At 41.8% G+C, this 25,567-nt stretch carries 18 protein-coding genes; 5 read left to right on the forward strand and 13 right to left on the reverse strand.

Annotated features, from left to right (window positions below):
- Positions 1-30: 30 nt before the first annotated feature.
- Positions 31-2,487: a bifunctional aspartate kinase/homoserine dehydrogenase I gene (gene thrA, locus BMY70_RS30000; RefSeq protein ID WP_090342175.1), complete on the reverse strand. Its 2,457-nt coding sequence runs from the start codon at positions 2,485-2,487 to the stop codon at positions 31-33.
- Positions 2,488-3,124: 637 nt separating this feature from the next.
- Here thrA and BMY70_RS30005 point away from each other — a divergent pair.
- Positions 3,125-6,268 carry a SusC/RagA family TonB-linked outer membrane protein gene (locus BMY70_RS30005; protein WP_090342178.1) on the forward strand — a complete coding sequence of 1,048 codons (3,144 nt, stop codon included), beginning with the start codon at positions 3,125-3,127 and terminating at the stop codon, positions 6,266-6,268.
- 24 nt (positions 6,269-6,292) lie between these two features.
- Entirely contained in the window at positions 6,293-7,753 is a 1,461-nt protein-coding gene (locus tag BMY70_RS30010; protein WP_090342183.1) for a SusD/RagB family nutrient-binding outer membrane lipoprotein, read from the forward strand.
- Positions 7,754-7,846: 93 nt separating this feature from the next.
- On the opposite strand, the gene BMY70_RS30015 is transcribed toward BMY70_RS30010, so the two are convergent.
- Entirely contained in the window at positions 7,847-8,575 is a 729-nt protein-coding gene (locus BMY70_RS30015) for a hypothetical protein (RefSeq protein ID WP_143072182.1), read from the reverse strand.
- Between the two features lie 253 nt (positions 8,576-8,828).
- Here BMY70_RS30015 and BMY70_RS30020 point away from each other — a divergent pair, with 253 nt between their 5' ends.
- Positions 8,829-9,083 (forward strand): hypothetical protein, encoded by a 255-nt coding sequence (locus BMY70_RS30020; RefSeq protein WP_090342190.1) that lies wholly within the window; start codon positions 8,829-8,831, stop codon positions 9,081-9,083.
- On the opposite strand, the gene BMY70_RS30025 is transcribed toward BMY70_RS30020, so the two are convergent.
- Entirely contained in the window at positions 9,084-12,035 is a 2,952-nt protein-coding gene (locus BMY70_RS30025; protein ID WP_090342195.1) for an FAD-binding and (Fe-S)-binding domain-containing protein, read from the reverse strand.
- A gap of 238 nt (positions 12,036-12,273) precedes the next feature.
- Between BMY70_RS30025 and BMY70_RS30030 the strand changes: the two genes are divergently transcribed.
- Complete coding sequence (locus BMY70_RS30030) at positions 12,274-13,734, forward strand: TlpA family protein disulfide reductase (protein WP_090342197.1); 1,461 nt, start codon at positions 12,274-12,276, stop codon at positions 13,732-13,734.
- 189 nt (positions 13,735-13,923) lie between these two features.
- Positions 13,924-14,727 (forward strand): DUF2490 domain-containing protein, encoded by an 804-nt coding sequence (locus BMY70_RS30035; RefSeq protein ID WP_090342202.1) that lies wholly within the window; start codon positions 13,924-13,926, stop codon positions 14,725-14,727.
- Positions 14,728-14,795: 68 nt separating this feature from the next.
- On the opposite strand, the gene BMY70_RS30040 is transcribed toward BMY70_RS30035, so the two are convergent.
- From BMY70_RS30040 to BMY70_RS30085, 10 genes are all read right to left on the reverse strand, one after another.
- The gene (locus BMY70_RS30040) at positions 14,796-15,368 is read right to left on the reverse strand and encodes a DUF4136 domain-containing protein (RefSeq protein WP_090342206.1); all 573 of its coding nucleotides are present in this window, start codon (positions 15,366-15,368) and stop codon (positions 14,796-14,798) included.
- Between the two features lie 336 nt (positions 15,369-15,704).
- The gene (locus BMY70_RS30045) at positions 15,705-16,649 is read right to left on the reverse strand and encodes a sugar ABC transporter substrate-binding protein (RefSeq protein WP_090342209.1); all 945 of its coding nucleotides are present in this window, start codon (positions 16,647-16,649) and stop codon (positions 15,705-15,707) included.
- 53 nt (positions 16,650-16,702) lie between these two features.
- Positions 16,703-17,653: an ABC transporter permease gene (locus BMY70_RS30050; RefSeq protein WP_090342212.1), complete on the reverse strand. Its 951-nt coding sequence runs from the start codon at positions 17,651-17,653 to the stop codon at positions 16,703-16,705.
- Positions 17,654-17,708: 55 nt separating this feature from the next.
- Positions 17,709-19,202, reverse strand: a complete 1,494-nt coding sequence (locus BMY70_RS30055) for a sugar ABC transporter ATP-binding protein (protein ID WP_090342215.1) — start codon at positions 19,200-19,202, stop codon at positions 17,709-17,711.
- A gap of 68 nt (positions 19,203-19,270) precedes the next feature.
- Positions 19,271-19,723: an IS200/IS605 family transposase gene (gene tnpA, locus BMY70_RS30060; RefSeq protein ID WP_090342349.1), complete on the reverse strand. Its 453-nt coding sequence runs from the start codon at positions 19,721-19,723 to the stop codon at positions 19,271-19,273.
- Between the two features lie 220 nt (positions 19,724-19,943).
- On the reverse strand, positions 19,944-21,107 hold the full coding sequence (locus BMY70_RS30065; protein ID WP_090342218.1) for a Gfo/Idh/MocA family protein: 1,164 nt from the start codon (positions 21,105-21,107) through the stop codon (positions 19,944-19,946).
- Between the two features lie 41 nt (positions 21,108-21,148).
- Complete coding sequence (locus tag BMY70_RS30070; RefSeq protein WP_090342221.1) at positions 21,149-22,183, reverse strand: sugar phosphate isomerase/epimerase family protein; 1,035 nt, start codon at positions 22,181-22,183, stop codon at positions 21,149-21,151.
- Positions 22,184-22,260: 77 nt separating this feature from the next.
- Entirely contained in the window at positions 22,261-23,475 is a 1,215-nt protein-coding gene (locus BMY70_RS30075; RefSeq protein ID WP_090342224.1) for a class I mannose-6-phosphate isomerase, read from the reverse strand.
- Between the two features lie 22 nt (positions 23,476-23,497).
- On the reverse strand, positions 23,498-24,574 hold the full coding sequence (locus BMY70_RS30080) for an aldose 1-epimerase family protein (RefSeq protein ID WP_090342228.1): 1,077 nt from the start codon (positions 24,572-24,574) through the stop codon (positions 23,498-23,500).
- Between the two features lie 84 nt (positions 24,575-24,658).
- Positions 24,659-25,477 carry an alpha/beta fold hydrolase gene (locus BMY70_RS30085; protein WP_090342230.1) on the reverse strand — a complete coding sequence of 273 codons (819 nt, stop codon included), beginning with the start codon at positions 25,475-25,477 and terminating at the stop codon, positions 24,659-24,661.
- Positions 25,478-25,567: the final 90 nt, after the last annotated feature.

The raw sequence follows: 25,567 nt of genomic DNA on the forward strand, positions 1-25,567 counted from the left end.
ATCTGAAAATCTACATCAATTTAAAACCTTCTACCCCAAATAACTACTGATGCTCATAATATCTGCAAACACTCCTGACGCGGTAACTTCCGCTCCTGCACCAGGGCCTTTAATTACCAAAGGACGATCTTTATACCTTTCTGTTGTAAAAGAAATAATGTTATCACTTCCTGACAAAGTATAAAACGGGTGCTGCTGATTTACAGTTCGCAATTCAACAACCGCTTTTCCATTTTCCAAAGTTGCAATAAAGCGCAGCACTTCACCATTGGCTTCTGCATTTGCCTGCAACGTTGCAAAATAATCATTTGAAATAATCAACTCATCAAAAAATGATTCAACTGTCGGCGCCTGCAAACAATTATCCGGTAAAAGCTGTGCGACTTTTACGTCTTCTGATTCAAGCGGAACACCTACTTCACGAGCCAGAATTAATATTTTACGCGCCACATCAGCGCCGCTCAAATCGTCGCGTGGATCCGGTTCGGTAAAACCTTTTGCTTTTGCTTCCTTAACAACATCCACAAACCGTATTCCCGGCCCGAATGAGTTAAAAATATAGGATAAAGTTCCGGAAAGAATCGCCTCAATTTTCAGAAATTTATCACCGCTTGACATTAGTCCCTGGATCGTATTAATGATCGGCAATCCCGCACCCACGTTGGTCTCATATAAAAACTTAACGCCTCTCTTCAATGCCGTTCTTTGCAGGGAAATATATTCTGCATAGGTACCTGAATTTGCTACTTTATTAGGAGTAACAACGGATATGCTGGCATCGAGCAGCATATTATAATATTGTACGATATCCTTATCAGAAGTACAATCCACAAAAACGCTGTTTGGCAGGTTCAGTTCGATCATCCGCTGAACGAAAGCCGGCAAACTGGTTTTTACACCTTCACCTTCAATTCTTTCCTTCCAATGTGCCGATCCGACTCCGTCCGGATCAAGCAGCATTTTTTTCGTGTTCGAAAGTCCGGCAATATTCAGATTCAGGAATTTTTCTTCCCGCAGATACTTTGTCTGATTTTTTATTTGTTCTAAAAGTGTTTTCCCGATAAGTCCAACCCCAACGACAAACAAGTTGAGAGAACGGGTTTCCGAATGGAAGAAAACACCGTGAATTGCATTCAGCGCTTTGGACAAATCACTTTTTGCAATCACAACGGAAATATTTAACTCGGAAGAACCCTGAGCCGTAGCCACGACGTTGATACCGTTTTTACCTAAAACAGAAAAAAGTTTACCGGAAACACCCGTGCTTTTTTTCATGCCCTCTCCCACAATCGCAATGATCGAAAGATTTTTTTCTATTGTAATACTATCGATGTATCCATAGGAAATTTCCGATGCAAATTCATTGTCAAGAACTTCACTTGCTTTCTGGGCATCTTTTGGATCGATAGAAAAACAGATCGAATGCTCCGAAGACGCTTGTGAAATAAGGATGACGCTGATTGCATTGTTGGACAAAGCTGTGAAAAGTCTCCCGGAAATACCGGCAACACCAATCATACCGCTTCCCTGAATATTAACAAGGGCAATTTCATCGATAGAAGAAATTCCCGTGATAGGATATTCTTTTTTATTGGCAACTTTCTGAACAAAAGTACCTTCGAAACCTATATTAAATGTATTAAGAACTTTCAGCGTAATATTTTTCGCAAAAGCAGGCTGCAAACTTGGCGGATAAATCACTTTCGCTCCAAAATGTGAAAGCTCCATTGCTTCTGAATACGATATTGACGGGATCGTAAACGCATTAGTCACCTTGCGCGGATCAGCTGTCATCATCCCATCAACATCGGTCCAAATTTCAATCGAATCTGCATCCAGAGCCGCTGCGATAATAGAGGCAGTGTAGTCAGAACCACCACGACCAAGTGTTGTTGTGATTCCATCTTTTGTTGAGGCAATGAACCCCGTTACGCACTGCAAAGCATTCACCTTTGCAAAATATTCTAAAACCAGCTGATTGGTAATTTCAAAGTTCACATCACCCATACCATAAGTCGCATTGGTACGGATAATCTTGCGTGCATCACAAAATTCTGCTGCGACACCTCTGCTTTTCAACACTTCGGTAATAACCAGTGTGGAAAGACGCTCACCGAAACTCATAATCAGGTCCATCGTGCGGGTTGACAGCTCACGGATCCAGGAAACTCCTTTCAAAATATCTCCCAGCTCATTAAAAAGTCCACGTACTGCAGCAAACGTACTGCTTTGATTTTTTACATTGATCAATCCGCGAACAATTACAAAATGGCGCTCTTCAACGACTTTCAGGAATTCCGTATACTCGCCGTTTCCGGACGCTGCCATTTTTCCAATTTCAATAAGACGGTTTGTGACACCTCCCATCGCTGAAAAAACAACGGCGATCTTTTCGCCCTGTGCCAGATTATTTTCAAGAATACCAATTACCTGTTTGATACTATCGACCGAACCGACCGATGTGCCGCCAAATTTAAGAACCTTCATTTAAAGCTATTACGAATTAACAAAGTTGATATGAGCACTGAACCGGCACTCGTGAACGCCGGGTTGCAAATATAGTAATTCAAATGCCTTAAAGGGTGATTTTAAGAATGAAAAGCGGGCAACGGTAGCATATTTCACGATTTCGAAGCCTGTCCTTTGATCCCGGTTTATTACTAAAACGAATTAGCGCTGTATCTGATGTCCATATGCTTTCTTTTTTAAATATACAGAAACTCCCACAGCTGGCTCCGTGAATCAACGTCTACAAGCAATTAGTAAAGTACAATTTATAGTCAAATATCTATTAAACTTATACAATTCTAATATTTACTAATATTTTATATTGAATTTCTAATAAATAATTAATTTAAATTACCAGTTAATCACTTTTTTCAAGTTTTAATTTTAAAATATTTTAGTTTTGTAGAATATTATTCTGAATTAAATTAGTTTAATTTGATAATCAAAATAAGAGCAACCCAACACTTAATAACTTAAAAAAGATAAATAATGAACATAAAATTATAGAAACCTCACATTTTTATTCACCAATGACTTAAAGTAAACCTGTATAATTTAAAAATTCACTCCTATTTTATTCAAATATTACTATTTAGCAACCTATAACATCTAACTAATGAGAAAACATTTTACAATGGGTTTCATGTCGCTTCTAATGCTGCTAAGCTTAGCAAGTTTTGGACAGGACCTCGCCATCAAAGGCAAGGTGACATCAAAAGGAGACGGCGGGGCTTTGCCAGGTGCCAGCGTTTTAATCAAGGGAACAAGCCGTGGAAGTACAACCAACGCTGACGGAGAATTTACAATCAGTGCAGCATCCAATGCAACTTTGGTTGTTTCCTTTATCGGATTTAAATCCCTGGAAGTTCCGGTAGGAGCGAAAACAACTCTTGATATCTTTTTAGAAGAAGATGCGACACAATTTAATGAAGTTGTCGTAACTGCGCTTGGTATCGCCAGGGAGAAAAAGGCACTTGGTTATTCTGTGCAGGAAGTGAGCGGAAAGGCTTTGACTCAGGCCCGTGAAACGAACTTAATAAACTCATTATCAGGAAGACTTGCGGGTGTTCAGGTAACAAATTCAAATGGTGCCCCGGGAGCTTCTTCCCGTATGATCATCCGTGGAGCGAGTTCAATCGGAAGTAACAACCAGCCACTTTTCGTTGTTGATGGAGTACCGATCGATAACAGTAACTTCGGTTCCGGAACAGGTGTTGACTACGGTAATGCTGCGGCATCTATCAACCCGGATGACGTTGAATCAATCAACGTTTTGAAAGGACCAAGTGCAGCTGCACTTTATGGTTCACGCGGCGCTAACGGTGTAGTTTTGATCACAACGAAAAGCGGAAAAGGATCAAAAGGAATTGGTGTTTCTTTCAATACCAATACTTCCTTTGAATCTGTTTTCCGTCAGCCAGAATGGCAAAATGAGTATGGACAAGGCGCAAAGGGACTTTTCTCTTATAAAGACGGCCAAGGTGGCGGCGTAAATGACGGTGTGGATGAAAGCTGGGGACCAAAACTGGACGGAAGATTATTACCCCAGTTTGATTCGCCAATTGCAGCTGACGGGACAAGAACGCCTACTCCATGGGTTGCAAATCCTGATAACGTAAACCAATTCTACCAAACTGGCAAAACGTATACTAATAACGTTGGTGTTACCGGTGGAAACGACAAAGCCGATTTCCGTTTGTCTTTTACAAACCTGAAACAAGATGGTATCTTACCAAATACAAATTACAAACGCCAGACCGTGGCATTGAACGCTGGCTGGAACCTTACTCCAAAATTGAATGTAAGAGCCACTGTTAACTACGTAAAAGATGGCAGTGATAACCGTAACAACTTCGGACTTTATTTCATCTGGTTCGGTCGTCAGGTTAATATGAACAACCTTACAAATTATACAAAACCAGGCAGCATTTATCAGAACAACTGGAACGACAACTACTGGACAAACCCTTACTATTTATTGAACAACAGTACAAGAGAGAATCAGCGCGATCGTTTGTACGGAAATATCTCTGCTACTTACAAACTGACTGACTGGCTTACTCTGACTGGCCGTTCAGGTACTGACTTTTACGAAGATCGTCGTAAAACAAGAACTGCTGCCCGCCAGGCAAAACTGGGAACAACACAGCTTTATGATGCCTATAACGAAGAACAGGTTTTTGTTCGCGAGTCCAACTCCGACTTCTTGCTGAACGCAACAAAGAAATTTGGTGAATTTGATATTACGGCAAACATTGGAGGTAACCACCGTTCAAACTTTGCACAAAGAAACTATATGGGCGCAACCGAACTTGCGATCCCACGAGTTTGGAACATGGGGAACTCTCGCCAGCGCCCGGTTGTAGAAAATTCCTACATTGAGAAAACAGTAAATAGTTTGTATGCTTCGGCGAACTTAGGTTTCCGTAATTATTTATTCGTAGATCTTACCGCCCGTAATGACTGGTCAAGCTCCCTGCCTGGAAACAACAGATCTTACTTCTACCCTTCTGCTGCTGTTAGTGCGATTCTTTCCGATATGTTTGATGTAAAATCGTCTGTTTTATCTTTTGCTAAAATCAGAGCAGGTCTTGCACAAGTTGGTAATGACACCGATCCATATCGTCTGGCAAGTACTTATAAATATGAAAATCCCTGGGGAAGCACGCCGAGTTTATCTGAAAACAACGCTCTTTTAAATGCTGAGTTAAAACCTGAAATCACAACTTCTTATGAAATCGGTGCTGATATCAGACTTTGGCAGAATCGTGTTGGACTTGACGTTACTTATTACAGCAAAGCTTCAACAGATCAGATCCTTGACGTAAACGTTTCAAATGCGTCTGGTTATTTGTCTAAACTTTTAAACGCTGGTAAAATCACAAACAAAGGGATTGAAATCCAGTTGACAACAACGCCTGTTAAAGTTGGAAACTTCCAGTGGGATATTAATTTGAACTGGGCACGTAACAAAAACAAAGTAGTTTCTCTTGCTGACAACCTGACTACTTATCAGCTGAACACAAGTTACAATCCGTTAACTCAGACCACTTCAACAAACAGTTTCCGTGGATTATCCGTTGAAGCACGTGTTGGTCAGCCTTACGGTACTTTCTTCGGAAAGGGTTTCCTACGCGCTCCGGACGGACAAATTGTTTACGATGCACAAGGTTATCCGATGCTTGACCCTGTTAGCCGTGTGCTAGGAAACTTCACTCCGGACTGGATCGGCGGTATTTCCAACGTGTTTAAATACAAAAACTTCTCGCTTAGTACTTTGATTGATATCAAACACGGTGGCGATATTTTCTCGCAATCAATCAACGTAGGACGTTACACAGGGGTTTTGAAAGAAACTACTCTGGGTCGCGAAACAGGCATTGTCGGGCGAGGTGTAGTAAACACAGGGACAGCTGATGCACCAAACTATGTGCCGAATACAAAAAGTATTTCATCTGAGGAATATCACCATAAATATTACTTGCTGACAAACAACGAAAACACAATTTTCGATGCAAGTTATGTAAAACTTCGTGAGGTGAAATTCACTTACATGATCTCTGGAAAAGTGATGAAAAAACTTCCTTTCCGTGATATCGCAGTATCGGTTGTAGGCAGAAACCTTGCGCTTCTAAAAAGCAATCTTCCTCACATCGATCCTGAAACGAGTTACTACAACGATGGTAATTTACAAGGTATAGAAAATGGTCAGATTCCGACAACAAGATCTATCGGTTTTAACATCAGCTTCAATCTTTAAGTAATTTTCTTTAATTGATTTTATATGAAAAGTTTAAAATATTCATTCCGCTCCAAACTATTATTAGCAGCCACTTTCCTGTGTGCCACGGCTTGTACCGGAGATTTTGACAAACTTAATACAAACCCAAACAGTGCATCTTCCGGAACGGCTGATCTGTTTATGCCGCACGGAATTCAGAGTGCCGTAGATATTCAGTCGGGCGGTTCACTTGGTATGGACATCGGCGAAGGATTTTCTCAGCACTGGGCTCGTATCCAATATACGGATATTGATCAATATACCGTTTCCGCTGACGTTTACAATGCCGGATGGCAGGGACTTTATATCGAAGCGCTTGCTGATTATAACCGTATCTACAAATTGGGCGAGGAAACAGGTAATACCAACTATCAGGCTGCTGCGGTAATTCTTCGCTCCTGGGTTTTTTCTCTGCTTGCAGATGTTTACGGAGATATTCCTTACAAAACGGCAATTCAGGGATTGGAAGGAACTTTGCTTCCAACTTATGATTCTCAGAAAGATGTTTACGCAGGATTAGTTGCCGAATTGAAAACAGCAGGCGAATCGATAAACACTGCAAACACATCGATGCCAATCGGAGGCGATATTCTTTTCAACGGTGATATGGCCAAATGGAAAAAATTTGCTAATACCCTAAGCCTTCGTCTTTTGAGCAGAATGATTGACAAAGCCGATGCACCAATTAACGTAAAAACTGAGATCGCCAGAATCCTTGGTGATCCTGCAAAATACCCCGTTATAACGTCAGTTTCTGAAAACATTCAGCTTAATTATCTGGACGCTACGAACAACCAAAACCCTGTTTTTGTAAACCGCAGAACGCGTGATGATCACCGTGTAAGTGCGACTTTAGTTAACAAACTGGCTGCAATGAACGATGACAGACTTGCAATTTATGCAAACTTACCAGCAGATGGAGGTACTTACAAAGGTGTTCCAAACGGTTTGGCATCGTCTGATGCCAACGCATTAGGTTTAACTAAAACTTCAAAAGTTGGAAACTATTTTACGGCAGCAACAGCTCCTGGTGTGATTATGACTTACGCAGAATTATTATTCCTTAAAGCTGAATTTGCGTACAAGGGCGTAACATCGGCAGGTGATGCAGCCACAAATTACGCGGCTGGAATTACGGCGTCGTTTGCACAATACAAGCTTCCGGCACCGACTGCATACCTTGCGGCAAATGCATTGAAAAGCGGAGCGGACGGGTTCACCCAGATCATGGAACAAAAATGGATCGCGTTGTATGGTCAAGGTCTGGAAGCGTGGACAGAATATCGTCGCACAGGCATTCCCGCTTTGGTAACTCCAACAAACAACACAAATCAAAACGTTCTTCCAACACGTCTTCCATATCCTGGTTCAGAAGAGTCGCTAAACTTTGCTAACTACGACGCAGCCCTTAAAAAACAAGGTGGAAAGAACGATATGAAACTGAAATTATGGTTTGCAAAATAAAATGAGCATCTGATCATTGCTCCTAAAATGACAAAGAGGATACCGGCTGATGCTGGTATCCTCTTTTTTATACGACAGAATTTATTCGACCTCTTAAAATGCAATGCCAAAACCAGCTCCGATATTTACCACGCCAATGAAACGACTTTCATTGATTCTGTCATTATGTTCAAAACCAGCAACCTGAGCCCTTATAGCCAAATCTTTCACCTCCGCTTTTGCCCCAATGACATCACCGCTAAGATGAAAAAATAATGCTCCGGATATCGGCAGACGTAAACTCGCACCTGCTCCAAAACCTACTGGATTTACAATTTTTCTGTTAAGGCTTACCTGTATTTCCTCGGCTCCCTCAATAATTTGACCACTCGAGTTAGTTTGTTTTCCTATCAGCAATACAGAAGGCGTTGTCGCTTTCACAATTCCTGCCTGAACGTGCGCCTCAAATTGCACCCGGTTGAAATTAAGATATAGTGCCGGCCCGATTAGTGCCGCCCCTAACTTCCATTTCGAAACATTGCTGTCCCACGCATATGTCCTGTCTATGGCTGTGACATAAGAATTTGCCTTATCGATAATCGGGTCAGAATTAGTAGTATTCTGATTAAAACTACCTGACAATTTTACTCCAAACCAGCGGGTAATTCTGTGATCATAATTTACTTGTCCGAAATATCCGGAACCAGCCAGCCCGGCAAGGGGATCATTCAACTTTTCCGTGGCCAGCTCTCCCACCGGTAAACTATATCCACCAGTGACCGAAAAGAAATTCTTCGTATCCTGTGCGCTAACATCCTCGGATTTAGTCGTTAAAAAAATCATTATCAGCGTTGAAAAGCAAAAACTGAACTTTATCATAGGGGAGTGAATTTTATAAAAAAACTTATAATCATAAGTTAGTGATGATACTATGTTGCTAAACATTGAACCAACGCATTTTAGTATACTATTCGTTCGATTTAACGCGTTTTAGGGTAATTTTTTCAACACAATTTAACCTAAACCTTATTAAATGGTAACATTTTGATTTGGTACAAAATTGGTATTGTGACAAACAAACCAAATCACTACTATCATGGACAGAAGAGAAACAGATAAGGAAGCGAAAGCTACTAAAAATACCAAGAACGTTTGGAAATGGATCTTGGGTGTTGGAATTGTTTTAATGTTAATTGCTTTTTGGGGAGGATTTTTCAATCATGACGAACACTTCAGTGAAGCAGACACTCCTTCTGAAAATGCAACCATGAATTCAGACACTGTAGCGTCTGATACATCCATGGAAGTTCACCCGGATACAATCATGAAAAGTGTTAGAGGCACTAAGTAATTAGTTCAGTGCCTCCCATAATATCTCGATTGGGTGCTTTGCCCTACGGCCGGTACCATCTTTAATCTGATGACGGCAGCTAGTACCAGGTGCGGCAATAATTACATCTTCCGGTTGTTGACGCACCGACGGGAAAAGCACTAACTCTCCTATCTGCATAGAGACTTCGTAATGCTCTTCCTCATAGCCAAAGGAACCAGCCATTCCACAGCAGCCCGATGGTATCAATTGTACCTTATAATTTTCAGGAACCGACAGCGCTTTTTTAGAGGTTGACAAAGATGACAAAGCTTTCTGATGACAGTGCCCATGGAGTTTGATTAAGCGTTGTTCACGACTGAAAGTGGTTTTTGTTATCCTTTTTGCATCAATTTCCCTGGAAATAAATTCTTCAAACAACAAAGCATGGGCAGCGATATTCTGCGCGTCAATTTTCAAATTCTCAGGGACAAGGTCGATATACTCATCACGGAAAGAAAGAATTGCTGAAGGTTCTATTCCGATCAATGGTGTTTTTTGAGAAATTATATCTTTCAGTAATTCAATATTCCGGACCGCGAGCTTTTGTGCGTCTTTTACCAAACCTTTCGATAGATAAGAGCGCCCCGATTCTTCATGCTTGGGAATGATCACCTGATATCCAAGCTTTTCAAGAAGCATGACTGCTTTCTTTCCTATTTCAACATCATTATAATTTGTAAACTCGTCACAGAACAAGTACACTTTTAAATCTGTATTATTATTTGTATTCTTCTTGTTGTGCTTTACCCACCAATTTTTTAGCGTGGTAGTATGCAGTAATGGCATGGATCTGTCCGGATGGAAGCCAACGATTTTATTAGCCACTTTTCTCAACGTGTCATTCCCAAAAACCGCATTGAATGCCCAGGGGGCAATAGAAGCCAGTTTCATCTGCTTGCCAAAATTTGCAATCAGATTTGTCCTCAGCGGAATAGCATGCGTTTCGTAATATTGTTGCGTAAATTCTGCTTTCATCTTTCCAACATCCACACTCGACGGACATTCGGATTTACAGCCTTTACAGGAAAGACAAAGATCCAGGACTTCCTTAACCATTTCCGGAGTTGTCGCGCTTTCAACCTGCGCAGCTCCTGGCGTCAGATATTGACGTAGAATATTTGCCCTTGCCCGTGTAGTATCACGTTCGCGGCGTGTTGCCATATAACTGGGACACATGGTTCCGCCAGTCAATTCCGTTTTCCGGCAATCGCCTGAGCCACTGCATTTTTCAGCCAGACGGAGCATACTTTCATCTTTTGAAAAATCAAAAGTTGTCGGGATAACCGGTTTTTCCTTATCCTGCTCAAACCGCAGGAATTCATTCATGGGAGGTGTATCAACGATTTTATTAGCATTAAAAATACCATTCGGATCCCAGATTCTTTTAACCTGCCGGAAAATCTCATATACTTCTTCTCCCATCATAAAGGGAATAAATTCTCCACGTAGACGGCCATCGCCATGTTCTCCGGAAAGAGCACCTTTATATTTTTTAACAAGCACTGCAGTATCCGCAAGCACCTGCCTGAATTTCTGTTTTCCCTCGGAAGTTTTCAGATTGATCATTGGCTCCACATGCAGCTCGCCAGCACCAGCGTGCGCGTAGTACGAAGCATGCAAACCATGACTTTCAATCAGTTTTTCAAGATCATCGATATAAGCCGGCAGATCTTCTACCGCCACGGCACAGTCTTCGATCAGGTTAACGGGCTGGGTGTCCCCCGGCAAATTTCGGATCAATCCTAAACCCGCTTTTCTGATTTCCCATGCCTTATTTGCATCGTCGCCAAATAGCAAGGGATAGGCGTATCCCAATTGTTCATCCCGCAGATCTGCAATAAGCGCATCTGCCTGCACTTTTACTTCTTCTTCCGTATCCCCCCAAAACTCAACCATCAGCAAAGCTGCCGGATCGCCTTCGAGAAAAAACCGGTTTTTAGAATAAATATGATGGCCTTTGGTAAAATCCATTATGTAGCGATCTACCAGTTCAGAGGCCTTAGGATTATGTTTCATCGCCACCCGGTTTGCGTGCAAAGACTCAGCAAGGGAGTTGGCATGAACACAAACAACGCCAACGGCGGCCGGCGGCATATCAACCAAAGCAATTTTTGCTTCAGTAACAAAGCATAATGTCCCTTCCGAACCAGCGATGAGATTACATAAGTTGACCTGATCTTGTTCAAAATTACTGACAAGCGCATCCAGCGCATACCCGGAATTCCGGCGCGTGACGGTCGGTTTAGCAAATTGTTTTTTAATCAAATCCTGATCAACCGGATTTGAAAGTATTCCCCACATACCAGCGTAAATCGCCTGCTCACGCTTGCCACCGCCGGATCCTGCTACTTTCCTGACATAGTCTGCGGTCGAAGAATTATTGAAAACAGTTTCTGTTCCATCCGATAACAAAGCTTTGACTTCCAATAAATGATCACGCGTGGCGCCCCAGGTAATCGAATGCAGACCACACGAGTTGTTGCCAATCATTCCGCCTATCATAGCACGATTGGCTGTTGAAGTTTCCGGACCGAAAAGTAAGCCATAAGGTGCCAGATGTTTATTCAGATCGTCACGGATTACGCCCGGCTGAACCCTCACCCATTTCTCCCCGATATTCACTTCCAAAATTGCGCCGAAATGTTTGGAGATATCAACCACGATCCCTTTTCCAACAACTTGTCCTGCGAGCGAAGTACCGGCCGCTCTTGGAATCAATGTTAGTTTTTTTTCATTTGCAAACCTGATGAGCGTCCGGATATCCTCCACCGTTCGCGGCAAAGCAACTGCAACCGGCATTTCCTGATAAACAGAAGCATCGGTTGCATAAATATGTCTCTGAGCAGTATGGACAGTGGAATCGTCGTAATATAGTTCTCCTTCAAATCCGTTTTTGAGGGAATTAAAATCCAGTAAGGCAAGGCGGTTCATCATTATACGGCACTTGCAGAAGCAAGTATTTTCTTATCGTTCAGGAAACTTGTTTTCCGCTCAAAGATAACCTTACGACATGAAAAACGGAACGGTGAAACCCAGATCAAACATATTCACGAAAAGAAATCCGATATTGGCATAGTTATTTAATTATCAGCTCTGAAAATCTAAGCTATAATCCTTTGAATATTAATCCATTATTCGTCGAACGACTAACAAACCATCCCAGCTTACTATGAAAAAAATTACCACACTTATTTTTCTCCTTTCCAGTCTGTTATCTTTTGCGCAGAAGACTTCAACGATTACACTCACAACTGCCAAACCTGAACAAGCGATCGTTTCACTTGTTTTAGAGGATGTCCACTTTCACCCCAACCTGGGCATCGGACTTGCAGACACCCGGCTTGAACCTTTGGCGATGATTAATTTTCAGGAAAAAACATCGGAACGCGTAAATGCCGCTATGAGTGAACCTAAAATAATGCGTCTTCAATATAGCGGTGGCGGAGTAAACAAAACCTGGATGTTGTTCATCCAGCCTGGTGATGATCTGACGGCGACTTTTTCGGGAGGTGCTAATGTAACATTCTCAGGAAAAAATGCCAATTATCAGGATTTCCTCAAAACTTATTTTCTGGAAAATCAATATCAGTACCTGCCTGTATTTGGCTATAAACCGTCTCAAATTGACAATAAAAGTGTGGCGCAGCAAAGCGATAGTCTGCAGAGAATTCGCCAGAATGCTTATGCCGCTTTTAAGACAGCAAACGCTCCTGTACCTGCTTTTGATGCATACATAAACGCAACTACGACCACGGAGCCTTTCGTTATTCACAGGTTATTACAGGAAAAAATTATGCGCAGAAACAGGGCTAAAAAACTGGAACCTGCACAACAAAAAGAACTTGAAGATCTTACTCTAAGTAATTTCAAAATCTTACCAGACGAAGCGTTATTGAGCCAGTCTTACCGTGATGAACTTCGTAACTGGGCTTTGATCCCAACAACAAGAAAATTCCCTTTGGATTCGGCAACACGTTATGAATTAAGTCCGCAGGCTATTACGGATGTTTATAATTTCAGCAAAGAGAAACTCCAAAACAATCCTAAACAACAGGAATATTTATTGACTTACTGGCTTAATTACGCGGCGACAGCTATCCCCACGATGGAAACAAGTCAGACTTTATTAGCTGATTATAAAACCCAATATCCAAAGTCAGAATATACCGACTATTTTACAAAACTTCTTACGACAAAATCAAAATTGACAGCAGGTTCAGTGGCGCCTGATTTCACTTTACTTGATCGCGATAGTGCTGCTGTTTCTTTGAAACAATTGGCAGGAAAACCAACAGTTATGGTTTTTGCTTTTAATATCGGGGCACACGAACCGACGATGAAAACTCTGGAAACAAAATATGCAGACAAGGTAAACTTTGCTTATATCACAATGATTTCAGGAATGCCGTTTGGAAGCTGGAAACCATATACTCAGGCTCGAAACGGGGTGAAACATTTATGGGCATCGGAAGACAGCGCCGAATTATTAAAGCAAAATTATGCTGTCGATATCCGTTATCCCTTTGTCGTTCTGGATGGTTCTGGAAAAATTGTTGATCGCTGGATTCCTCAGGAATTCCCGAATAACAAGACTTTGGAAAAAGATATTATGAAGGCAATAGGTAAGTAACGGACTGAACCTCGAAGGTCCATTCTGATTTCCTGGTCTAGATATGAAAACATTCTGCAAAACAAATTTTAAAATTTGTTTTGCAGAATGTTTTCATTCCCGGATGTTTCCGGAATTGAAATATAGTTTTACATAAAATGTATTAATGTAAATATTCTTTACCATTCTGACACCTTACGATCGAGAATCATGAAATTCATAAAGTACTTTTCAGCACTATTTTTAATACTTTACAACTCGTCTGTTTTTGCTCAGGTTTCTCCTCCGGGACTCGACGGCACAAAAGCTGTGGGCTGGGGAGTTGTTGGTTTTAGCCAGGCGTTAAGCAAAAAATTCAACCTGACTGTTTATGGAGGAGCGGCGCGAATGAGTGATCCGGACAACTGGTCTTTGGCACATAAACAAGGGATAGCAGTTTACAACCATGAATTACTTTATAAGTTCAGCAACAAATGGCAGGCTTCCGTAGCGAACAGTTTCCGCGTGCAAAACCTGTATTCGGAAGAATCTCCATATGAAGCAGAAGACCCATCTTATCGCTATGAATTAAGATATTATGGACGGCTTTATTACCGTCAGCAATTTGACAAAGTTTCTTTGAACTACGCGTTTCGTCCGGAGGCAAGAACTTTTTATTCGTCTGACTGGAATACATCTTCCCATCCGTTTGAACTTCGTATTCGTTTAAAAGCTTCGGCCAGTATTCCTTTAAACCAAAATAAAACTGATTTTCTGATCGGAGGAAATGAATTTCTAACCGCAGTTGACGAATATCAATCAACGATACCTGCAGACCATCATCATACCTGGTCAAACTATCATTTTACAGAAGACCGGTTTACTGCCTATTTCCGTCACGTTTTCCAGAAAGCGGACATGATCGTGGATTTGGGAATTATGGAACAGTTTAAAGCTGGTGGTCATATGGATCCGGTTTCTTATGCATGTTTTGACATTATATTTCAGAACCCGTTTTCCAAGCATTTTAATTAGCCCTGCATTCATAAAAAAGGAGTTACAGCAATTGCTATAACTCCTTTTTTATTTTATGTGACCAGCTATTACTTTCTGCTGTACGTATCCAAGGTTGCTTCCGGAAAAGTCCTAAGAATATCCGCCATTGTGTTTTTTACCATCGTTTCACGATCATCTTTTTTAGTCGGCGCTTTTACTTTTCCAGACGCCCATCCCTGCCAGATCATTCTGTCGCTGTTTTTTTGGTAAATGTTCAGGATAAATCTGCTTTCCTGATAATTGTACGTAGAAATATTATTTCCACCACCATACCACCACATGTAAGGCGAATACATATTGTTTGAGCGAACCTGCTGGCGTTCTTTTACGTCCGTCATAAAACGAACCATTATCTCAGGATTGTTATCCAGTTTATACCCTTTTGCCTGCATAACTTCAACCACAGCATCTTTCAATCTTCTTTTATTTAGCTCACTTCCCAACAATGGATCCTGTTCGTTTTTGCTTTCAGGTTCTACGTTAAAAGTTTTGAATTGTTTAAGATTTACGGATGAGTCATAATCATAACTCGTTTGAAGTGCCTGACTACATGCCAGCATTAACGCCCCCGCCACAACCATCATTGCGATGGATTTCGTCACTTTCACTATCCTTTTCATACAGTTGATAAATTTTTAGTTTACGACTTATCTGACAACATTTCAGAGGAAAGGTTTAATTCCTGCGTTCAGATATCTATTAAACTAAAAAATGCATGCAATTAATATATTGTGCTAAAAATTTCATTTGTGATAACGTTTCTAAAACTCAGAAAAGTGTTTTGTACGCTTGGAAACGTTTCAATAAACCAGATTATCGGGAACACTTAATTCATTAGTAAGTTTTCAATCGTCATACCATTTTGTTGTAAAACCAGATTTTCGATTTGGGATTTGCAAATCAAAAATCAAAATTGAATTTGCCTAAATTGTTATGAGTGAGAGTAATTAACACTTTCATTTCAAAAACTCCCCCAAATTTTCCTTCGTAACCAACTGAAACGGAATCAATACTTCCTTTTCAAAATTTTCACCCTTTGCTGCTTTCACCGCAGTTTCAATAGCTTTCCCACCTTGCTCTTTCGCGTTTTGATAAACTGTAGCGTCTAATGTTCCTTTCTTTACAGCTTGCAAAGCATCCGGAATTGCGTCGATGCTTACAACAATAATTTTGCTTTTTAGTCCGGCCGCTTCGAGAGCCTTTACAACGCCCATTCCCATTTCATCATTCTGAGCGAAAATTGCATTGATCTGTGTCCCATAAGATTGAATCCAGTTTTCGGTTAAAGACATCGCTTTGGCCCTGTCCCACTCGCCCGATTGTTCTGCCAGAAGTTTCAAATCAGGATTTGCTTTTATGATTTCTTTTGCTCCTTTATCTCTTTTAATCTGTGCCGCCTGGCCCATATATCCATGCATCATAATTACATTTCCTTTTCCATTCAGTTTTTTGACAATATAATTCATGGCAATACGTGCAGATTCCGTATCATCCGAACCGACGAAAGCGGTTGGTATTGTACTCGTTTCGGAATTAACATTAATGATAGGAATTTTTGCATTGATGGCAAGTTTTACCGAAGGAGAACTGGCTTCTACCTCGCACGGATTCATCACAATTGCATCAACTCCCTGCGCAATAAAACTTTCAACCTGTTCCACTTGCTTCAAAGCGGAACGCTCTGCATCGACAGTGATTAATTCCACGCCAAGTTCCTTCGCTTTTGCTTCCATCTCGTCGCTCACATTGACAACGAATTCATTTTGCATACTCAACATGGTACTGCCAATGACAATTCTTTTGCCGGAACCGTCTTTCCCGGATTCGTTCGTTTTGGATTGATTACAGCTAATCAAAACTGCAGCAAAAAGTGATGCCGATAAAAATGATTTTAGTTTCATAGTTGATTGATTCCAAAAATTGCAATTGGTAAATTGTTTTCAAGAATTAGGGATTAATTCTTGCCTTTTCCCATACTGTCCAAAACGACTGCGCCTATAATGATTGCTCCCATAACAACCTGCTGATAATAAGAAGTCACATTTAACAGGTCGAGGCTATTGCTGATAACGCCAATCAGCAAGGCACCAATCAAAGTTCCTGTCATGGTGCCTGTACCGCCTGATGTACTGGTGCCGCCAATTATGGCCGCTGCAATCGCATCAAGCTCAAATCCTGCTCCGGCATTTGGCTGACCGGTTGTAATTCTGGAAGTCAATAAAATTCCTCCCATGGCAGAAAGTAATCCGCAGATCGTATAAACCCACATCTTAACGCGATTTACTCTGATTCCGGAAGCGCGAGCAGCCTGTTCGTTTCCACCAACCGCGTACATAAATCTGCCCAGAATTGTCTTTTTTAACAACAATGAACAGAATAAAAAGGAAATGATGAGAATAATAATTGGAAAGGGAATTCCTAAAACATTTCCTCCGCCAATAAAATTGAAAGTGTCCGACAAATTTGAAACGGGTCTGCCTTTGCTTAGGATCAGCGCTATTCCCCGCCCGATTGTCATTGTCCCCAAGGTTACTATAAAGGGTGGAACTTTGCTTTTTGTAATCACAAGGCCATTAAAAGCACCAAACGCGACGCCAGCGGCTAATCCAATAAAAACAGGAATAATAACCGGGTACGTATCTGGATGTGCAAAAGTTGCAGCAACCACACCCGTCACCGCGACCATAGATCCCAGAGACAGATCAATTCCACCTGTTATAATAACAAAAGTAACTCCGAAAGCCAGCAATGCATTGATGGAAACCTGGGTTCCGATATTCATTAAATTGGATAGGGTGAAAAATTTTGGAGTGCTGAATGCCAACACGAGACAAATAATCACAAAGGCAAGGAAGATGCCATACTGTCCAAAATCCCGGAGCTTTGAAGTAAACCTGTTTTCCACCCGATCGTGTTTAAAAGTCTATTTTTAAATTATTTAAAAAAATGAAGGCTATAAATCAATGCACAGCATACTTCATAATCAGTTCCTGTGTCGCTTCTTCGCGTGATAAAATTATTTTCTGAATACCTTTTGAGAGAATCATGATCCGGTCGCTCAATCCTAAAATTTCCGGCAATTCCGACGAAATCATGATGATCGCGATACCTTGGGCTGCCAGATTACGGATCAGTTTATATATTTCAAATTTGGCCCCGACATCGACACCACGCGTAGGTTCATCCAGAATTATCACTTTCGGTGACGACAGCAATACTTTTCCCAGGACGACTTTTTGCTGGTTTCCTCCGCTTAGATTAGCCACTTTTTGATCTCTGTCAAACGATTTTATTTTAAGCTCGGAAATCATCTTGTCCGCTGCATGATTTTCACTTTTATTACTGAGTAAAATTCCACGAAGATGTTCTGGCAAACTTGCAAGTGTAACATTATGCTTAACAGATAATTCAGGAATAAAACCTAGTCCTTTCCGGTCTTCGCTTACAAACCCGATACCGCATTCGACGGCATCATGGGGAGATTTTATAGTTACCAGATTTCCGTCGATCAAAATTTTTCCGCTATCCAGTGTATCCAGTCCGTAGATAGCTCTGGCTATTTCCGTTCTTCCTGCGCCCATCAATCCAGCTATACCAAATATTTCTCCTGCATGAACGGTAAAATTGATGTTTGAAAACTTACCATTTCGGCTCAGGTTTCTCACCTCGAATATCCTATTCATTGTTGAGACGGCCGGCTCGGGAAACATGCTGTTTAATTCCCGCCCCACCATTAAGGAAATCAATTTGTCATTAGTAAGCTCGGAAGCATTTTGGGTCTCAATATATTTCCCATCCCGCAATACCGTAATCGTATCAGCAATTTCAAATATTTCGTCCATTTTATGGGAAATGTAAATAATTGCAACGCCATTACTTTTCAATTCCCTGATAATCCGGAAAAGGGTGTCAACCTCTTTATTGGAAATTGCCGATGTGGGCTCGTCCATTATAATCACTTTAGCATCATTGGAAATGGCTTTCGCAATTTCTACCATCTGCATTTGCGCGACGCTCAGATATTTCATTTTGATATCCGCATCAATGGAAACATCGATTTCACCTAAAAGCTCAGTGGCTTTGGATGTCAGAATTTTCTCCTGAATCCATCCAACCTTAGTTCCGGTTACACTCTTTTCGCGGCCTAGAAATATGTTTTGTGCAACGGTTAATTCCGGAACAATCAGGAGTTCCTGATGGATCATAGAAATCCCTTTTTTGATAATGTCTGTAACACTGGTATTTTTTAAAACTTCGCCATCCAGAACAATTTTTCCTGAATCAGGAGTAATCAGCCCAGCAAGAATTTTCATGAGAGTGGATTTTCCCGCTCCATTTTCTCCCATCAAGGCATGAACCTCGCCCCTTTTAACAGAAAGCTGAACATTATCCAGCGCTTTAATACCTGAATAGGACTTTGAGAGATTACTTATATGGAGAATATCATCATGCATAGCAAAACAGAAAAGCCCTGAAAGGGCGCTATATTTTAGCGTGGGGCATCGCCCTACTGACTTGAAAATCATTCCCAGACATAGCGCTCATCATATTCGACGTTATATTTTTTCAAAAATCCGCGATACTCCGTTTGGAAAGATTTATTCTCATGGTGCATCTTCTGATTTTCAATATATTGAACAACCACGTCCAGTTCATATGGATTAACTGAAAAGATTCCATATCCATCCTGCCAGTAAAAATTGGCATAGTCAGAACCTTGTGTCTTGACCCATTTCGAAGAAGATTTCTTTACTTCTTCAAGAAGTTTCATCACAGCAATTTTTCGGGATAAAACACAAAGAATATGAATGTGATCCACATAACCGCCAACTTTTATTGGAAGGCAATCGAACTTTTTACAAATGCCTCCTAAGTAACGATGAAGTTCAGCCTCGATTTTATCGTCAATTAACGGCTGACGATATTTGGTGCTGAACACGATGTGTGTACAGATTTTCGATAATGATTGCGGCATTTTTATGATTGCCCGGAGGCTTATAATGTGTGTAATGACTGCGGAATTGGTTGGATATGTTTTGCCAATGCCCCAAAGCAATAGGGCGTTGCCCCATCCTAAGATATTATGCCCTTTCAGGGCGTTGCGCGAACACCACCCTGAAAGGGTTATTATTTTAGCATAGGGCACCGCCCTATGTTTTCAATGCACGGCGCGCATTACGCCGATCAACATATCATCAAGATCCCTCCCATGCAACACCTGTATCCTTCCAGCTCTTTGAACTAGCCGAATCAAGCACAGCCTCGCAAACCTTCTGAGTTTCCAGCGCGTCTTTAAACGTTGGACTGCAATCCTTTCCTGTCTCTAGACTTTCAAAGAAATCAGCTACCTGATGGATAAAAGAATGCTCATAACCAATACTTGTTCCCGGGATCCACCATCTTTTCATATAAGGCTGATCGCCATCCGTAACCAGAATTGATCTCCATCCACGCACGATCGAATCGTCAGAGTGATCAAAATATTCCAATCGGTTAAGATCATGCAAATCCCAGCGGATAGAAGCGTGTTCACCGTTTATCTCAAAAGTGTAAAGCGCTTTATGTCCACGTGCATAACGTGTTGACTCAAAAAGACCTAAAGATCCATTATCAAAATGACAATGAAAAATACAAGCATCATCAATACCAACTTTCTGTACCTGACCACTATCCTGATGTACACGTTCCTTGATAAAAGTCTCAGTAACAGCCGAAACATCCTTAATTCCACCGTTAATCCACATAGCAGTATCAATACAATGTGCCAGCAAATCGCCTGTAACACCCGAACCGGCAGCCTCAGCGTCAAGACGCCAGGTGGCAGCACCACCTTGCGGAACATCAGGGTTTATTGTCCAGTCCTGAAGGAAATTGGCGCGGTAATGGAAAATGCGCCCAAGCTTGCCAGAATCGACAATTTGTTTCGCCAAAGTCACGGCAGGTACACGACGGTAATTATACCAAACCGTATTCTTTACCCCCGCTTTTTCGATCGCGTCGACCATAGTTTGCGCCTCAGCCAAAGTTCTTGCCAAAGGTTTTTCACACAAAATCATCTTTCCCGCTGCCGCAGCGGCGATCGCGATTTCTGCATGGGTGTCGTTTGGTGTACAGATATCAACTGCATCGATATCGTCTCTTGCAACCAAAACTTTCCAATCTGTTTCAATAGATTCATAGCCCCATTGGTCTGCAAATTCCTGCACTTTTTGCGCATTTCTTGAACAAACCGCTTTTAGAACCGGGGTATATTCCAGTTCAGGAAAGAAATTATCAATTCTGTTATATCCATTGGAATGCGTACGGCCCATCAAACCGGTCCCGATCAATCCAATTCTAAGTTCTTTTTTCTTTGACATAATGTGGAAATGCTTTTTGATTCAATTTGACTTTTTATTCCTCAGGCCTCATACCAGCCATGTGCCTGACGAACACGGATCATTGCCGCCAGGATATCGTTCCACGTTTGCTGATCCGTCATTACCGAGTTAGGGAACATACAACCGTCCCAACAAATATGACGAAAAGCTTTAGTCAGCTCGCCATTTTCATGACGAAGCCAATAGCCCGCATCATGCGTAATATCCAGTTTCCCGTTTGGGTCAGTCGCCAGACAGTGACGTCCTGTTTTATCATGCGAACCAGTTCCGTGAACGGTTCCATCATTTTGGGCAACATGAAAATCAATTGTCCATGGGCGCAGGGCACTCGTCATTTTTTTCAAACCTTCTTCCAACGCAGCGCGGTCGCTCCATTCAAAATCTACCGGCAGAACGCGGTCTTCCGGACGGTTATAACCTAAGAGATAAAGAAACGTATGCGACATATCTGCCTGAAAACCAATATTCGGACGATCCACTGCTTCCAGTGTATCAATCATTGTTTTCCAGCTATGCATACCTCCCCAGCAAATTTCCCCTTCGGCGGCAAGTTTTTCATCATATTCCGCCGCTACATCGCAGGCTCTTCTGAAAGTCTCGGCGATTAATTTCGTATTATTCACAGGATCCAAAGCCCAATCTTCCGGCTTACTCGACGAATCGATACGAACAATTCCATTCGGACGGATTCCCAGCTTTCTTAGTTTTTGGCCAAAAATCGAAGCTTTTTTCACCTGATTGACAAATTCATCACGCGCTTCTTTGGTGCCCATAGCAGATCCGCTCCAGATAGGAGCAACCAGACTCCCGATTTCCAGATTTAGCCCGCCGATTTTATCAACCAGCTTTTTAACACCATCGTCGCTCATATCCAAGTCGATATGCGGATCAAAAAGGCCGATGTCAACACCATCAAATTTTACACCGTTCACCTCAGCAGCGGCGGTTTTTTCAAGCATCGTATCAAAAGAAATAACTGGTTCTGAATCAGAACCTTTTCCTACAATACCAGGCCATGTGGCATTGTGGAGCTTTGGGAAATTATTTTCTGGCATGGTTTAAGAATTATATGTTAAAGATTGGCTATCGGCCGTTGGCAATCGTAAAAAGGTAATAGCCGACAGCCTATTGCTTATAATACTAGATCAGGGTTCAGCGGCCCGAAATGTTTCAGCATTACAATTGGATCTGTTGTAGATGGGTTACTGATCACAACACCCGCAACAGCAGCCTTCTCGCTGACAAAAAACTCATCATTTGTCAGTTGACCATAACGGATCAAAGCGGGTGTTTCAATTTCCCACTCACCTAATTTGCCATGCCCCTGCATCACGATAAGTCCATACGCCGCTGCATCTTTGATGGTCACGGTCTGTCCTGGAAAAACGGTGAGCTCCTTGGCACTGTAAGCCTCGTTTTTGTAGCAGATCCAGTTTTCGCTATATCCTGCCGCCGCCATCTCTTCAACGTCTTTAACTGGTTTAGGCCGCATGAAATGCTTTTCCATCAAATTAGGGTTCACATTCAAATCCCAGTCAATCACTTCCATTAACAAATCATAGTCTCCGATTCTGTCTTTCGGAGTTCCCTTCCAAAGCAATTCCTCAGGAATAACCGCTTCATTGACAAGTGATTGATACATGGCAAATATATCAGATGCTTTTTGAGGTTCATAGGTACACAAACTGCCAGGAGCATGCAACATACCAGGGGGAACATCCCAACCTGTTCCCGGTTCGAGACGAAACGCCTGCGAGTAGTTAGTAATCTTATTATCACCCTTGGTAAAGTTCATCAGGCACTCCTTAATCTGTTCTTTGGAGGTGCCGGGAGCTATACCGATAAATGTGTATGGAAAATCACCGCCGTGGTTATTTAGTTGTGGAGGAAAATAATATGCTTCTGGCTTTCCGTTCTGACCAACCATAGCAGCGTGCTCATCTCTGTGGTGAATATGATGAGGCAATGGACCCATATTATCGAAAAACTTAGAATACATTGGCCAGCTTTTATATTTATCCCAGAGTCTTTCACCAATAATTTCCCCTTTCAGTTCATTCACCGCATCCCTTAGTGTGACTTTTTGAACACCTGACTCATCCTGAAAAACAATCTGACTCAAACCCTCATTTTCGCCGGTAAGCGGACCGTTCTCTGCCGGAGTAGTTGAAGAAAGCCAGCGTTCGTCAATACCGCCTCTTTCGCCTCCCAAAACGTAATAATCATCAGGATGTAATTTTATTCTGCGACCAGGCACACAAAATGATCTAGGCACCCATGTCGGAGCCAAACGCAATATTCCTTTTCCCTGTTCTAATGCCTTTTCTGCTATACTTGAAAGTCCCATTGTTTGATATTGAAAAATTGGTTTAGTTATAATCTATTAAAAACTCCTTGATTGTTTCTTCATCATGCAATACGTCCAGTTCAAGCTCATAAACCCTGCTTTCGCCCGGTTCAATAAAAATGAGCGATCCGTCTTCCCGTGCTTTTGCCTGTCCGGTCAAAGGGTGCGTGCTGGGTTCCAAACCTGTAACATATTCGCCTTTGCCCCAATGCTGCCAGTTGGCAAACCAGGGCAATTGGTCCTTTTTAAACTTCAACGCAACTGCCAGACCAATCTTTGGATTTGATATTCCACAAACACTTTGTCCAAAAATGTCCGCTTCTATATCGACCAACACAACCTCTTCTCCTCCGCCTGAATGATCATCCAGCGGTGCCTGGCATTTCTTAAAATCATTACCTTCTTTAAATATCTTTGCATTTTCTTCGCCGTTTCTCGGAGACCAGCTACCTTTCCACAGAATATCTGCTCCTTCATCCGCGAGCGGCCAGCCAAAATTGAAATGATATAACAGCAAATGCGGAGATGGCGTATTCCCTCTGTTAACTACCTCATCATGAATGCGTATGGTCGCCTGTCCAAGCGTCGCCGATATGGTTCGTCTTAATTCCAGACGTGGGCCAAATGGTTTCGTTTCACGGATTATGCCGGTAATACTCATTCCCAAATTCCCTCGTCCTGGGTCGGGTTGTATAATTGACACAATTTCGGCTGGCAAATTACTGATCTGACCGTGTAAACCCCTGTCGCCAAATTCATCAGATTCCGGTCCGCCCACATGCGTTAAACCACAAGTCGTGACCAGGCCGCCCCCAAAAGTTCTTAACCAATCAATCCCTTTGTCTGAAAAGGGCTGCGGATAGGTTATTCCACCGTGGCTGATCCATGCAAGGCTATGTTGATTAAAAAATGCATCTGCAATGTCCATCGCACGGTCAATAACGACTTTGAAACGAAGGCCTGTTCCGGTATTAATCCACGCAATCCGCGTACCTCGTCCGGCACCGTTATCGAGCACAGAAGTTTCAATTCCACCTAATTGTATATGATTAGATATCTTATCTTTCCAATTCTGGTTTATTTCAACGGAATCCTTCATTTCTTTTTATTAATTAAAAATATTATCCTAATCAAAAAAGGCAGTAAAATGTCTTATTTAATCTTTTTTTGTATGTAAAATGACTTAATTTTCTAACAGCCAATTTCTTACTCTCGGATTAAAGTCGGCTGTATTCTCAAAATGAAATGCATGTCCAAGGTTGTCATACAGAAAAAGTTCTGATTCAGGAATTCCGTTGGCAACCTCCTCCGCCATCCAGACAGGCGTAAAAATATCCTGTCTTCCGCCGATGACCAGGGTCGGTTTGTCAATTTTATGAAGATTGTCCAAAGCATTATGCGTTATGCAAGCCGCCGCCTGCCCTTCCAGCCCATGGAGTGGTTGCGGAAACGGATTGACGCTATCTTGCTTTCTTCCTATTCCAAGTTCTTCATGTTTTTCGGTATTGTCCCATGTTGGTTTGGAAAAAATAAGCAGCTGGATATATAAGCTGAATTCTTCCGGCCGGAATCGTGCTTTGCAATTCATGATATGCTGAAAAAGCGATTTTGCATAATTATCACATCTAGCCCAGGGACACATCAGCACGAGCGAGTGCACCTTATCGGGATGGCGGATAGCTAGTTGCTGCGCAATGGTACTTCCCATTGAACAACCTACAACTCTTACTTTTTCGACCTGAATTGCATCTAATAATCCGGCATAATCATCTGCCATTTGTTCCGATGAATAAGGTCCGGCAGGTTTATCAGATAAGCCTACACCTCGATTATCGCCAATAATACATCGGAAATGATATTGCCAGTCAGCCAAGTGTACATTCCATACAGACCCGGGAGCGGTTATTCCCATTATTAACAACAAAGGCACGTCATCAGGAGAAGCTCCCGATCCGCGCTCTTCATAATGCAAATGAATTCCATTGGTTTTTACTGTTGGCATTTTTTAGCTGTCGGCTTTTAGCGGTTACTTGTTAATGACATAAAATTGAAGCTTATAAGCTCGAATAGGAATATCAACTTTTGTCCTATG

The sequence above is a fragment of the Dyadobacter koreensis genome, assembly GCF_900108855.1.
GTDB classification, from domain to species: Bacteria; Bacteroidota; Bacteroidia; order Cytophagales; family Spirosomataceae; genus Dyadobacter; species Dyadobacter koreensis.